Annotated in this window: 13 protein-coding genes; 8 read left to right on the plus strand and 5 right to left on the minus strand. The window is 59.4% G+C overall.

Annotation, left to right across the window (positions count from 1 at the left end; genetic code table 11):
• Window positions 1-61 precede the first annotated feature (61 nt).
• Window positions 62-1177: an S-(hydroxymethyl)glutathione dehydrogenase/class III alcohol dehydrogenase gene (locus tag VWZ87_RS16765; protein WP_340544152.1), complete on the minus strand. Its 1116-nt coding sequence runs from the start codon at window positions 1175-1177 to the stop codon at window positions 62-64.
• 469 nt (window positions 1178-1646) lie between these two features.
• On the opposite strand from VWZ87_RS16765, the gene cueR reads away from it, so the two are divergent.
• The gene (gene cueR, locus VWZ87_RS16770; protein ID WP_340544153.1) at window positions 1647-2057 is read left to right on the plus strand and encodes a Cu(I)-responsive transcriptional regulator; all 411 of its coding nucleotides are present in this window, start codon (window positions 1647-1649) and stop codon (window positions 2055-2057) included.
• A gap of 296 nt (window positions 2058-2353) precedes the next feature.
• Here the strand turns inward: cueR and VWZ87_RS16775 are convergent, their stop codons facing one another.
• Genes VWZ87_RS16775 through pcaC form a run of 4 tightly spaced genes read right to left on the minus strand, consistent with a single transcriptional unit; the run spans window position 2354 to window position 4984 of the window.
• Entirely contained in the window at window positions 2354-3190 is an 837-nt protein-coding gene (locus VWZ87_RS16775; RefSeq protein WP_416536369.1) for a 3-keto-5-aminohexanoate cleavage protein, read from the minus strand.
• 9 nt (window positions 3191-3199) lie between these two features.
• Window positions 3200-3847 carry a protocatechuate 3,4-dioxygenase subunit alpha gene (gene pcaG / locus VWZ87_RS16780; RefSeq protein ID WP_416536370.1) on the minus strand — a complete coding sequence of 216 codons (648 nt, stop codon included), beginning with the start codon at window positions 3845-3847 and terminating at the stop codon, window positions 3200-3202.
• Entirely contained in the window at window positions 3847-4572 is a 726-nt protein-coding gene (gene pcaH, locus VWZ87_RS16785) for a protocatechuate 3,4-dioxygenase subunit beta (RefSeq protein WP_340544157.1), read from the minus strand. Before pcaH ends, pcaG begins: the two co-directional genes overlap by 1 nt.
• A complete protein-coding gene (pcaC, locus tag VWZ87_RS16790) occupies window positions 4559-4984 on the minus strand; it encodes a 4-carboxymuconolactone decarboxylase (protein ID WP_416536371.1) in 426 nt (141 codons plus the stop codon). Before pcaC ends, pcaH begins: the two co-directional genes overlap by 14 nt.
• An 86-nt stretch (window positions 4985-5070) precedes the next feature.
• Between pcaC and pcaQ the strand changes: the two genes are divergently transcribed.
• From pcaQ to VWZ87_RS16825, 7 genes are all read left to right on the plus strand, one after another.
• On the plus strand, window positions 5071-5988 hold the full coding sequence (gene pcaQ / locus VWZ87_RS16795) for a pca operon transcription factor PcaQ (protein ID WP_416536372.1): 918 nt from the start codon (window positions 5071-5073) through the stop codon (window positions 5986-5988).
• 234 nt (window positions 5989-6222) lie between these two features.
• Complete coding sequence (locus VWZ87_RS16800; protein ID WP_340544161.1) at window positions 6223-7098, plus strand: branched-chain amino acid ABC transporter permease; 876 nt, start codon at window positions 6223-6225, stop codon at window positions 7096-7098.
• A 4-nt stretch (window positions 7099-7102) separates the two neighbouring features.
• Window positions 7103-8188: a branched-chain amino acid ABC transporter permease gene (locus VWZ87_RS16805; protein ID WP_260082436.1), complete on the plus strand. Its 1086-nt coding sequence runs from the start codon at window positions 7103-7105 to the stop codon at window positions 8186-8188.
• Window positions 8185-8952: an ABC transporter ATP-binding protein gene (locus VWZ87_RS16810; RefSeq protein ID WP_340544166.1), complete on the plus strand. Its 768-nt coding sequence runs from the start codon at window positions 8185-8187 to the stop codon at window positions 8950-8952. Before VWZ87_RS16805 ends, VWZ87_RS16810 begins: the two co-directional genes overlap by 4 nt.
• Window positions 8952-9725: an ABC transporter ATP-binding protein gene (locus VWZ87_RS16815; RefSeq protein ID WP_340544168.1), complete on the plus strand. Its 774-nt coding sequence runs from the start codon at window positions 8952-8954 to the stop codon at window positions 9723-9725. The genes VWZ87_RS16810 and VWZ87_RS16815 overlap by 1 nt, the downstream gene beginning before the upstream one ends.
• A 31-nt stretch (window positions 9726-9756) precedes the next feature.
• Window positions 9757-11700, plus strand: a complete 1944-nt coding sequence (locus VWZ87_RS16820; RefSeq protein ID WP_416536373.1) for an AMP-dependent synthetase/ligase — start codon at window positions 9757-9759, stop codon at window positions 11698-11700.
• A 45-nt stretch (window positions 11701-11745) separates the two neighbouring features.
• Window positions 11746-12906 carry an ABC transporter substrate-binding protein gene (locus tag VWZ87_RS16825; protein ID WP_416536374.1) on the plus strand — a complete coding sequence of 387 codons (1161 nt, stop codon included), beginning with the start codon at window positions 11746-11748 and terminating at the stop codon, window positions 12904-12906.
• Window positions 12907-13030: the final 124 nt, after the last annotated feature.

Below are 13030 nucleotides of genomic sequence, written 5' to 3' on the forward strand. Positions count from 1 at the left end.
TGAAGTGAAAAAAAAACGCAGGCCCTGCGGCCTGCGTCATGATCTCGGGTATGCGGGTGGATCAGAATTCGACCACGGCGCGGATCGACTTTCCTTCGTGCATCAGTTCGAATCCATGGTTGATCTCGTCCAGCGACAGTTTGTGTGTGATCATCGGGTCGATCTCGATCTTGCCGTCCATATACCAGTCCACGATCTTGGGCACGTCGGTACGCCCGGCGGCGCCGCCAAAGGCGGTGCCACGCCAGCTGCGGCCTGTGACCAGCTGGAACGGGCGGGTCGAAATCTCGGCGCCTGCCGGAGCCACGCCGATGATGATGCTCTCACCCCAGCCTTTATGCGCCGCTTCAAGCGCGGTCCGCATGACCTGCACATTGCCCGTCGCGTCGAATGTGTAATCGGCGCCACCCTTGGTCAGCTCAACCAGATGCGCCACCAGATCGCCCTCCACCTCTGAGGGGTTTACGAAGTCGGTCATGCCGAATTTCTTGGCCATCTCAACCTTGCCGGGGTTGAGGTCGACGCCGACGATCTGATCCGCACCTGCCAGTCGCAGACCCTGGATCACGTTGAGTCCAATGCCGCCAAGGCCGAAGACAATCGCGCGCGACCCGATCTCGACCTTGGCGGTGTTGATCACCGCGCCGATGCCGGTGGTGACGCCGCATCCGATGTAGCAGACCTTGTCAAAGGGGGCGTCCTTGCGGATCTTGGCCAGGGCGATCTCAGGCACCACTGTGTGATTGGCAAAGGTCGAGCAGCCCATGTAATGGTGGATCGGTGTCCCATCCAGCATCGAGAAACGGGTGGATCCGTCCGGCAGCAGGCCCTGACCTTGGGTAGAGCGGATCGCCTGACACAGATTTGTCTTTGGGTTGAGGCAATACTCGCATTCGCGGCACTCGGGGGTGTAAAGCGGAATGACGTGATCGCCCACTTCAAGGCTGGTGACGCCTTCGCCAACTTCGATCACGACGCCTGCGCCCTCGTGGCCCAGGATGGCCGGGAAGATCCCTTCCGGGTCATCCCCGGAGCGGGTGAATTCATCCGTGTGGCAGAGGCCTGTTGCCTTGATTTCGACCAGCACCTCGCCCTTTTTCGGACCTTCGAGGTTCACTTCCATGATCTCAAGCGGTTTGCCCGGGGCAACGGCCACAGCGGCGCGAGTGCGTATCATTGCGAAATTCCTTTGTTCTGTCAGTGACGGCAGGCGCCAATTGCGCTGAGCGGCATATTGGCAGACCCATTGGGGGGGCGTAAACCATCGGCCGTCGCGGGATGTGTATTTCTTGCGCTACCACACTAGCGGCTTCGGCTGGCTGCGCCTCAGAAGAATACGACGAGGGCCTCTTCGTTCCCGTCACCTGCCGATCCGGTGGGCGTAAGTATGGCCACGTCATCTGTTCGAGAAACCTACGCTATCTGCCCTTGACCTTCCCCTGACTGGAAGCCTCATATCTGCCGCAAAAGGGGATGATCAGATGTCGAAAGGGGTGAGCCATGGAACAGGCGCGTGTCAGAAAACTGAACGTTAAGGTGACCGGCCTCGGCAACAGCCTGGGCTTGCGTCGAATGAGTTCCGAAATAGATCCCTTAGGAAAGTTCCCAAACGCGCGAGGCGCGCAGCAATTGGCAGAGGTGCGACCATGAATATAGGCGATGTGGCGAACCGCTCCGGCCTACCGGCCAAGACCATTCGATACTATGAGGACATTGGGCTGATCAAACCGCGGCGCAGCGAAAACGGGTATCGCTGTTTTGCGGAGACCGACCTTCACAAGCTGGCGTTTCTGGGTCGTGCCCGCGCGCTTGGGTTTACGATCGAGGACTGCCGCACGCTTCTTGCGCTTTACGAGGATGAGAGCCGTGCCAGCGCAGATGTCAAACAACTGGCGCAAGAACATCTGGACAAGATCAACCTCAAGATCGCGGATCTGGAAGCGATGCGGGACACATTGTCGGAACTGGTCACCTGCTGTTCCGGCGATAATCGCCCGGACTGCCCGATATTGCGTGATCTGTCGCAGATCCCGGAGCAGCAAGACGTCGCGGATTGAGGAGGCTTGGCGCTATATCTCATGGCCAATGGGATGCGAGGGATGGTAACGCGCGGCGCATTCCAAGCCCTGTGCAACTCGGGAGGGTTAGGCAATCAGGCTACAGCAGCCGAGGGAGGAGCGGCTCTTGCTGCGAATGCGTCGCGCGCATCCTCGAAATAGGGTGCGATATGCGCGCAGACAAGGGGGTCAGGCCGGCTGACGCCGCGTCCGTTGGGTTGGGCATGAAACAGCCGAAAGAGGTGTCTTGGGTCGGCCTATTGCTGCGCTGACAGGTGATAGCCGGTCGCCCCGTTTCAGCCGTTGGCTGCGCGCAGGCCCAGAATGCTGCGGGCCTCATGAGCGGTAGCAACGGGTCGCCCGTAGCGTTCGCACAGATCCGCCGTCCGGCGCACCAGTGCGGCATTGGAGGGGGCAAGCGTATGCCGGTCCAGTCGCAGATTATCCTCCAGCCCGGTACGGGTGTGCCCGCCTGCCGCGATGGCCCATTCGTTGACCTCGATCTGTCCGGCTCCGATCCCGGCCGCGCACCACTGCGCATCTGGGGCAAGGCGCTGCATGGTCTTGACGTAGTAGTCAAACACATCACGATCCACCGGCATTGCATTCTTCACGCCCAGTACAAACTGGACGTAGAGTGGGGCCTTCAACCGGCCGTCACGCGACATCGCCACCGCCTGATGAATATGGGAAAGGTCAAAGGCCTCAATTTCTGGTTTCACGTCGTAGGCCTGCATCTGCGCAGCCAGCCAATCGACCAGATCCGGCGGGTTCTCGTAGACGCGGGTTGGAAAATTATTGGAGCCCACCGAGAGCGAAGCCATATCAGGCCGTAGAGACAGCATTCCGCCGCGTTCGCGACCAGCGCCGGAGCGGCCGCCGGTAGAGAGTTGGATAATCATGTCGGGACAGTGCCGCCGGATCCCATCCATCAGTTCAGCAAACCTGTCGGGATCGGAGGTTGGTGTTTCGTCGTCCTGGCGGACGTGGCAATGGGCGATGCTGGCACCGGCTTCATAGGCTTCCTGTGTGCTCTCTACCTGTTCGGAAACAGTGATCGGCACGGCCGGGTTATGGGCCTTGCGAGGCACAGAGCCGGTTATCGCGACGCAGATGATACAGGGATTGGTCATGATCAGCCCTCAGATATCGAAGAACACGGTTTCGTCCGGCCCTTGCAGGTGAATGTCAAAGCGATAGGTCACGGGTGCCTGCGCATCGTCCGCCCTGCCGTGATCCTGGCGGCGGGCGATCAGGGTTTTTTGCCGCTCGGTCTGCTCGATCAGCGCCATGATGGGATCGCTGGCGTTGGCCTCCGGCTCATCGTCGAAGTAGAGCCGGGTATTCAGCCCGATGTTGATGCCACGCGCCACGATCCAGAGGTTGATATGTGGTGCCATGGTCTTCCCGTCACGCCCGCAGACACCTCCCGGTTTCACGGTCTCGAACTGCCAGTCCCCGGTGTCGAAATCAGAAATCGCGCGGCCCCAGCCACGAAAACCGGGTTCGACCTGTGCGCGCGCATCATCGTATGTTGGAGTCTCCGGATGCGGATAGCGCCCGTCGGCATTGGCCTGCCAGACCTCGATTAAAACGTCCTTCAGAGCTGCGCCGATGCCATCGAAGACCCGGCCTTGAACCCGAATGCGCTGGCCCCTGGCATTTGGCCCGGCGATATCCTGACCCAGCTCGGCCGCATAGATTTCAAACCCGGCGGCACCGGGCGCTAGGCCGATATGCACATAGGGGCCTGCGGTCTGAGACGGGGTTTCCTTCAGTGGCGGCACCATCAGTTCCCCTCCGGCCGGTTTTCAAACAGGGTAGAGCGACGCCCGCGCAGCACGATATCAAAGCGGTAGGCAATCATGTCGAACGGCAGCGTCTCGTTCATGTCGAGCCGCGCAATCAGTTGCTGAACGGCGGCGGGATCGGGGATGGTGCTAACGATAGGGCAGCGGGCAATCAGCGGATCGCCCTCGAAGTAGAGCTGGGTGATCAGCCGCTGCGCAAAGGCGCGGCCAAACACCGAAACGTGTATATGTGCAGGCCGCCAGTCGTTTATGCCATTGCGCCAGGGGTAGGCCCCCGGTTTCACTGTGCGAAAGGCATAGGCGCCCTGATCATCGGTCAGAACACGACCGCAGCCGCCAAAATTGGGGTCCAATGCACCCAGATAGCCGTCCTTTTTATGGCGGTAGCGGCCCGAGGCATTGGCTTGCCAGATCTCGACCAGTGTATTGGGAACGGGACGTGCGTTTTCGTCCAGAACACGCCCATGCAGCAATATGCGCTCGCCGATCGGACTGCCGCCATCGTGGGCGAAATTGGTCAGAAGGTCATTGTCTCCGGGCGCGATATCGCTGGGCGCAAACGTCGGGCCGGTGATTTCGCTGGCAGTGTTTTCGAGGCTGAGCAGCGGCAATCGGGGGGATCGGCTGACCGAGGTTTTGTAGTCCGGCGTGAAGGCAGGAGGGTGCCAGCGGCGGTCGCGGGTAAAATAATCAGGGGGCGTCACAGCTGTCTCCTGCGGGGGTGGCGTCGCCTCGTTCTTCGGCGGCCATTTCGGCATAGGTCCTCTTGGCGAGCTTCAGCGCATGATTGGCGCGCGGCACCCCCGCGTAGATGGCAACATGTTGGAAAACTTCAGCAATATCTTCGGGTGTTGCGCCGGTATTTGCGGTTGCGCGGATGTGCATCGGGATCTCATCGAAATTGCCGAGCGCCGCAAGAAGGGCCAGCGTCAGCATCGAGCGTTCGCGTCGGCTGATCTGCTCAGAGGCCCAGACTGTCCCCCAGGCTGCTTCGGTAATCAGGGATTGGAAAGGCGCATCCAGCGCTGTTGTCGCAGCATCTGCGCGGGCCACATGGGCTTCGCCCAATACCTCGCGACGAACCTTCATCCCTGCGTCATACTGCGGCTTGTGCATATGCACCTCCATGGATTATCCCTTATCTCATATCGTAATTGATCTGTATAATCCCCTTGTGTGGATATTTTTATGTCGAAAATGATATGCGCCTTTCATCTCAGCTGAAGCTCCGCCATCTGGAGGTCTTTGTCGAGGTTGCCAGAAAGATGAGCGTGACCCAAGCGGCGGAGCGCCTGGGCATGACCCAGCCGGCAGTGACGCGGGCGCTGCGCGAATTGGAAGCCGTCTGCGATAAACCTCTGGTCGAGAAACACGGTCGCGGCATTCGACTCTCCAGCTATGGTGAGATGTTCAGGGACTATGCGGGGCGCAGTCTGGCCCTGACACGCGACGGTGTCGAATTGCTACGTGGGATGGACGAGGCCGCAGGATCCAAGGTCGCGATTGGGGCTTTGCCGACGGTCTCGGCAACCGTTGTCCCGGAGGCACTGGCCAATATCTGGACGCAGGGCGCGCGCAACCGGTTTTCCGTCATGTCGGGAGACAATCAGCATCTTCTGGATCTGTTGCGGCGCGGAGAGCTGGATGTGGTCGTAGGGCGACTACCGGCACCCGAAAATATGGTGGGCCTGGATTTCGATCCGCTGTTCCGTGAGCGGGTAACCGTGGTCGTCGCACCGGGCCATCCGCTGACGGAGCTGGCACCGCAGGATCTCCCCTATGCGCTGTTCGGCGCGTTTCCGGTTTTGATGCCGCCGCCGAAGTCAATTATTCGCCCTTCGGTTGAACGCATGTTCTTGGAACAGGGCATTTCGATGCCTGAAGCCGCCATTGAAACAGTCTCGTCGACGTTTGGGCGCCAGTTCACGTTGGCACATCAGGCGGTCTGGATCATCAGCCATGGAGTGGTGAAATCTGACCTCGCCAGCGGCGCCCTGGTAGAGCTGCCGCTGGACACTGACAGCACTCTTGGGCCGGTCGGGCTCTGCCTGCGGAGTGAGCACCGCTTGTCGGCAGCGGCCGCGAGATTCTGCGCTGCGCTAAAGAGCGTCTGCGGCTGACTGGTCACCTCGCGCACCGTTCAGGCCCAAGATTGCGCCGCGAATGGTAGAGGCATTTTTCGAATGCGGTAGCCTGTTTTTCTGGCGCTGACGCAGTGTCGCGCGGATTGACAGGTGAATTTCAACCTCTCTACTCTGGGTTTAATCGCAGCGGCGTTTTGGCTTGAGGAGGTCTGAAACGCATAGGACCTGCGCAAAAAGAAAAGCCGCCTTGAACGGGTGGGGGAGGACGATTTGGACGGAGTGCAGCTGCTGGTCAGCGGGCTCGCGAACGGCTGTGTTTACGGTCTGATCGCGCTTGGCTTCGTGTTGATCTACAAGGCGACCGAGGCGGTCAATTTCGCTCAGGGCGATTTCATGATGCTTGGCGCCTTCGTTACGCTGGGACTGACCAATGCTGAATATCTGGACTTACCCTTCTGGGTCGCGGCACCGCTGTCGATCGCAATCATGGCCGGGCTTGGGTATCTGCTTGACCTGCTGATCCTACGTCATCTCTTTGGGCAGAACCAGACGGCGGTTGTCATCCTGACGATCGCGCTGGGCTTTGTCATTCGCTTCTTTGCCGGTGCGATCTGGGGCCATGAGCCACAGACGCTTGAGAGCCCGCTGGCGCTGGGAGATGTACAGCTTGCCGGCGTCGTTCTGGGGCTGGCCGATATAGCGGTGATTGTTGTCACGGTGCTGTTGACCTGGTCGCTCTACCAGTTTTTTCAGCGCACCAAGCTAGGTCTGGCCATGCAGGCGGCCAGCCAAAACCAGATGGCGGCCTATTTTATGGGCATTCCGGTCAGGCGGGTGCAGGGGCTCATCTGGGGGCTCTCGGGAGCGACGGCGGCTGTTGCGGGAATCCTCTTTGCGTCGAAGGGCGCGATTGATCCAAATGCCGGGCTGCTGGGCATCAAGGCCTTTGCTGCGGCGGTGATCGGTGGCTTCGGCTCGCTTCCGGGTGCGTTGGCGGGCGGGTTGATCGTCGGCGTGATCGAACCTTTTGCCGCGCGTTACCTGGCGGCTGGCTATTCGCAGATTGCTCCTTATGTGCTGTTGCTTGCGGTGCTGGTCTTCCGTCCGCATGGTCTGTTCAGCCAAGTGCGCACAAAGAAGGTATAAGGCGATGCGGATTCAGTTCAAAACCAGCTACGACCACGACATCCGCCTGTTTCCTGACCGTCATAGCCTGCTGGTTTATGGTGCGTTGATTGTGCTGGCGCTGGCTTTGCCACTGCTGATCAACGAATTCTACATCGGCGAGGTCACCAATGTTCTGATCTGGGCGATTGCCGGGCTGGGGCTGATGCTGCTGACCGGCCAGACGGGACAGGCCAGCCTTGGCCATGCTGCGTTTCTGGCGATTGGCTGCTATGCCAATACCATCCTGATTGAACAGGGTGTGCCCTTTGTTCTGGCGTTCCCGCTGGCAGGGGTACTGACCGGGGTTGTTGGGGCCATCATCGCCATTCCGGCCCTGCGATTGCACGGGATCTATCTGGCGATTGCTACCATTGCCCTGTCGATCCTGGCCGATGACATCATCGTTCTGCTTGAACCCTGGACCGGTGGTGTGTCGGGCAAATTTCCTGACGTGATCCGTCTCTTTGGGATCGAGATTGAACGCTGGACCATGCCGGTGCGCTTTTACTATCTGGTTCTTGGTGTCACGGTGATTTCAACGCTGTTTTACCGCAATCTATTACGGTCACCGCTTGGCCGGGCCTTTGCAGCGGTGCGCGACAGTGAAGTCAGCGCCACCGCGATGGGCGTACATATCGCCCGGACCAAGGCAACCGCCTTTGGGTTAAGCTGCATGATCACCGGTTGGGCCGGGGCGCTGATGGGCTATTACGCCGGTGCCTTTAACAATGAGACCTTCTCTCTGGTGATCTCGATTACGCTGCTGATGATGATCGTGATTGGCGGGCTGGGATCAATACATGGCGCGTTTTTTGGCGCGGTGGTGGTCGCCTTTCTGCCGCAGGGGCTGTCGATCCTGAAAGACAGCGTGCTCGGCAGCGGGGTTGCCATTCCGGGTCTGGAAACCGGCGTCTTTGGCATGATCCTGATCCTGTTCATTCTGTTTGAGCCGATGGGCCTCTATGGACGCTGGCTGAAGATTCGCATCTGGTTCGAGCTGTTCCCCTTCGCACGCAAGGACATGTTCCGGCGTCAGAAATCCTATCTCAAGACGGAGCGCCTCAGATGAGCCTGTTGGAGATTGAACATGCCACGTTGAAATTCGGTGGCGTTGTGGCGGTGAATGATCTCAGCTTCTCGGTTGAGGAAGGTGAGGTCTATGCCATCGTCGGGCCAAATGGGGCGGGGAAGTCCACCGTATTCAACCTGATTTCCAGGTTCTACCAACCACATTCCGGCCAGTTCCGCTTTGATGGGCGTGACCTGTTGCAGTGCAACGCGGATGCGGTGGCGGATCTGGGCATTGCGCGGACGTTTCAGAATATCGAGTTGTTCGATCATGCGACGGTGCTGCAGAACCTGCTGGTCGGTCGGCATCGTCATCGGCGCACTACCCTGATCGAAGAGCTGTTTTTTGCGCCACGTGTCCGGCGCGAGGAACGGTTGCACCGGGCTGCTGTTGAGGAGGTCATCGATTTCCTGGATCTGCAAGCCTACCGCAACAAGATGATTGCCGGGTTGCCCTATGGCATCCGCAAGGTTGTCGAGCTTGGCCGTGCATTGGCCTCGGGGCCGCGGCTTTTGTTGTTGGATGAACCCGCCTCCGGCCTGTCGGTGGAGGAAACCCAGGATATGCGCTGGTGGATCGACGATATCCGCAAACAGATGGGGATCACTGTCCTGATGGTGGAACACGACATGGGTCTGGTGTCCAGCGTGTCGGACCGGGTTCTGGCCCTCGCCGATGGCGCGAAACTGGCTGAAGGCACCCCGGCTGAAGTGCAGGCCGACCCGGCTGTTATCGAAGCCTATCTGGGCGCGGGGGCGGTGTGATGGGCGCGGCCTTGCTGGACATTCGCAATCTTGAGAGTTTCTACGGGCCGATCATGGCCATTCGCGGTGTTTCGCTATCGGTTCAGGCCGGGCAGATCGTCACGGTTCTGGGCGCCAATGGCGCTGGAAAATCTACCCTGCTGAAGACGATTTCGGGTATCATGGATCCTGAGAAGGGCACGGTCAGCTTCGACGGCGAAGAAATCCAAGGTGAGGAACCGCATCGGATCGTCCGCCGGGGCATCGTACATGTGCCCGAGGGGCGCGAGGTCTTTCCGTTGCTCAGCGTTGACGAAAACCTGACCCTCGGGGCCTATACCCGCCGTGATCAGGCCGAGATCGAGCGCGACCGCCAGATGGTGTTTGACTATTTCCCCATCCTGGCCGAGCGGCGCCATCAGGAGGCTGGCACACTGTCAGGCGGTCAGCAGCAGATGCTGGCGATCGGGCGTGGGTTGATGCTCCGTCCGCGCATCATGCTTCTGGATGAACCAAGCCTTGGCCTGTCGCCACTGCTGGTACAGGAAATCTTTGGCATCCTGAAGCGGCTGAACCGCGATGAGGGGGTGACCATGATGCTGGTGGAACAGAACGCGCGGATCGCGCTGGAGTTGGCGCATGTCGGCTATGTCATGGAAATCGGGCGTATCGTCATGGATGGCAGCGCCGACCGGCTGATGGACAGCGAGGATATCAAAGCGTTTTACCTCGGCCATCAGGAGGCCGGGCAGCGCAGCGAGAAACGCTGGAAGCGCAAGAAGACATGGCGCTGATCGGCGCGACTGAGATCAACTAGGGACCTGAATGGATGCGAGGACAGCGGTGACACAGACAGCGTCGGCGGCAGACATAACAGCACAGGCGGGCGGCGATGCGGCCCCGCTTCCTCAGGTTGAACTGAACGGCGCCAGCTACAATGCCACGCCGGGGCAGCGGCCCGTCATGGTCGATGGCTGCGATACCGTGGCAAAATTGTTTTCGCTGCGCTGTCATCAACTGGGCAAACGGACGGCTCATCGCGAAAAGGATATGGGCATCTGGAAGGCCTATTCCTGGCAGGACTACTGGGACCATGCGGAAAAGATCGGCCTGGGCCTGATGGCGCTGGGGCTTGAGCGAGGTGAAGTTGTTTCGATCCTGAGCGAAGACCGCAAGGAATGGCTCTATCTCGATATGGGCATCCAGGGCGCCGGGGCCATTGCGTCTGGCGTCTATACGACAGATTCCGCCCAGCAGCTGGCCTATTTGATCAATGACAGCGGCAGCCGGTTTCTGGTGGTGGAAAACGACGAGCAGCTGGACAAGTTCCTAGAGATCGAAGCCGAGGTCCCGCATCTGCGCTGGGTTATCATTCTGGAGCGCGACGGGCTGCATGATCTGGAGCATGACAGATGCCTGTTTCTCGATCAGCTTTATGATCAGGGCGCGGCCTTCAAGATGGCAAATCCAACCGCTTTCGAGGACGCGGTGGCCCGGTCGCGGCCAGATGAAACCGCGCTGCTCATCTATACGTCGGGTACCACTGGCCTGCCCAAGGGCGCCATGTTGAGTCACGAGAACATCCTCGCGACGATGGAGTCAGGCGCGCGTGCACTGGAATGCTACGCCACGGATGAGCAGCTCTGTTTCCTGCCGCTCTGCCATATCCTTGAGCGCAACGTCTCCGTCTACCTGCCAATGGCGGCCGGCAGTACGGTGAATTTCGCCGAAAGCCCGGAAACCGTTTTCGACAATATGCAGGAAGTGTCGCCGGCCACCTTCTTTGCGGTGCCGCGTGTCTGGGAAAAAGTCTATTCCCGCGTTCTGGTCCTGGCGCAGGAGGCGACCTGGCTGGGGCGCTGGGCCTTTGGTCGGGCGGTCGCTGCGGGGGCTGCGCGGGCCGAGTATGTGCTGGCCGCAAAACCCGTCCCTGCGGGTATCGCCCTGCGCTATCGGATCTGGGATATGCTGGTTCTGCGTAATCTGCGCCGAATGCTCGGGCTGGACCGGCTGCGCCGGGGCGGCACCGGGGCGGCACCGATTTCGCCTGAACTGCTGCGTTGGTATTGGTCGATTGGCGTGCCGCTGATCGAGGGCTACGGGATGACCGAAAACGCAGGACTTACGGCGGCAAACCGGGTGTTGTCGCATCGGCCGGGCACTGTTGGCCAGGCCGTGCCGGGCGTTGATATTCGTATCGCGGCGGATGGGGAAATTCAGCTCTGGGGGCTCAACAATTTCCAGGGATATTGGCGCAAGCCTGAAAAAACGGCTGAGACCTATACCGAGGACGGCTGGCTGCGCACTGGCGATGTCGGGCGGCTGGACGAAGATGGGTTCCTGACCATCACCGGGCGGATCAAGGACATCATTATCACCGCTGGCGGCAAGAATATCACACCGGCTGAAATCGAAAGCCGGTTAAAGTTCAGCCACTATATTTCCGACGCAGTGGTGATCGGTGACCGGCGCAAATTCCTGACCTGCCTGATCATGATTGATCAGGAAAACGTCGAGAAATTTGCGCAGGATCGGAAAATCCCGTTTAGTGATTTTGCCTCGCTCTGTGCTGCGGAACCGGTGGTTGATCTGATCCGGGGTGAGGTCGATGCGGTCAACCGTGATTTCGCGCGTGTCGAGCAGATCAAGGATTTCCGTCTGATCAACGTTCTGCTCACGGCCGAGGATGACGAGCTGACCGCGACCATGAAGTTGAAACGTGGGCTGGTGGAGAAAAAGCACAAGAACCTGATCGACCAGATGTACTGACAAACAGGCGCATCCGCGCCGGGGGACACAAGGGAGTAAGCGCAGATGAAGAGATGGACAGCGGGCTTTATCGGGGCCGCACTGGCGGCGGGGCTTGCGCCTCAGGCGATGGCGCAGACCCAAGGAGTGAGCGACAGTGAAATTGTGCTCGGCTCGGTCAATGACCTGAGTGGAATATTTGCCGCTGTTGGTGTGCCGGCCGTAAACGGCGCCAATTTGCGGTTTGACGAGGCCAATGCCAATGGCGGCATTCACGGCCGCCAAATTCGTTTCGTGGTCGAAGACAATGGCTATCAGATTCCGCGGGCCATGCAGGGCTACAATAAGCTTCTGAATCGCGATCAGGTCTTTGCAATGCTCCTGTCGTTGGGAACGCCCATGAATATCGCAGGGTTCAAATTGCTGGATCCGAAAGGCATTCCCAATATCAGCCCGCTGACAGCTGCGCGTCAGATGTTGCAGGAGCCGATCGACAATAAGTTCATCGGGTTTTCCAGCTATTACGATCAGGTCCGCGCCGGTGTGACCTATCTGGCGGAAGAATTCGATGCGAAAGAAGTCTGCTCGATGTATATCCCGTCGGATTTCGGCAAGGAGATCAAGGAGGGCAGCCAGGATGTTGCTGCCGAACTAGGGCTGAGTTTCGCTGCCGAGACGACCCATAAGCCGGATGAGCTGGACTTCGTCGGTTCGCTGACGAAGCTGAAGTCCGAAGGATGCGATATCATCACCATGGCTCTTGGCGTGCGGCAGGGGATTACCGTGGTTGGCACCGCCAAGAAGCTGGGCTGGACTGAGGCGAAATTCCTCAACACCTCCGCCGGTTTTCTTGAGGTGGTGGCGGCGGTGCCCGGCGGCGTAACGGAGGGTCTCTATGCTGCGGCTGGCTGGGCTGACCTGATCGCGCGGGCTGAAGACGACGTTCCGGCGAAGTTTATGGCGGATTACGAAGCAAAGTTCGGCCAGCCCGCCGGTGGCTTTGCCATGCTCGGGTATAGTGCAGCCAATACCGTGGTGAATGCGCTGGAGGCCGCAGGCCCCGATCTGACTCATGAAAGCTTTATCAAGGGGATGGAAAGCCTCGATTTCTTTGATGCCTTGACCGATACCCAGATCACCTATGGGCCGGATGATCATAGGGGCGCCGATGTCATTGTCATCTCGGTGGTAGAGAATGGCGTCTGGAAAGAGCTGAGCCGGAAATAGGCGACCGCCTCGAAAACAAAAAGGAAAAGCCGACAGGTTTCTATCTGTCGGTTTTTGCTATTCTTGGGTCAGGCCCTCTATCCGGCGTATTGGGCTTCATTTTATGCACATATTTGAATATTAT

The sequence above is a fragment of the Phaeobacter sp. JH20_37 genome (assembly GCF_048056015.1).
Taxonomy (GTDB): Bacteria; Pseudomonadota; Alphaproteobacteria; order Rhodobacterales; family Rhodobacteraceae; genus Phaeobacter; species Phaeobacter bryozoorum.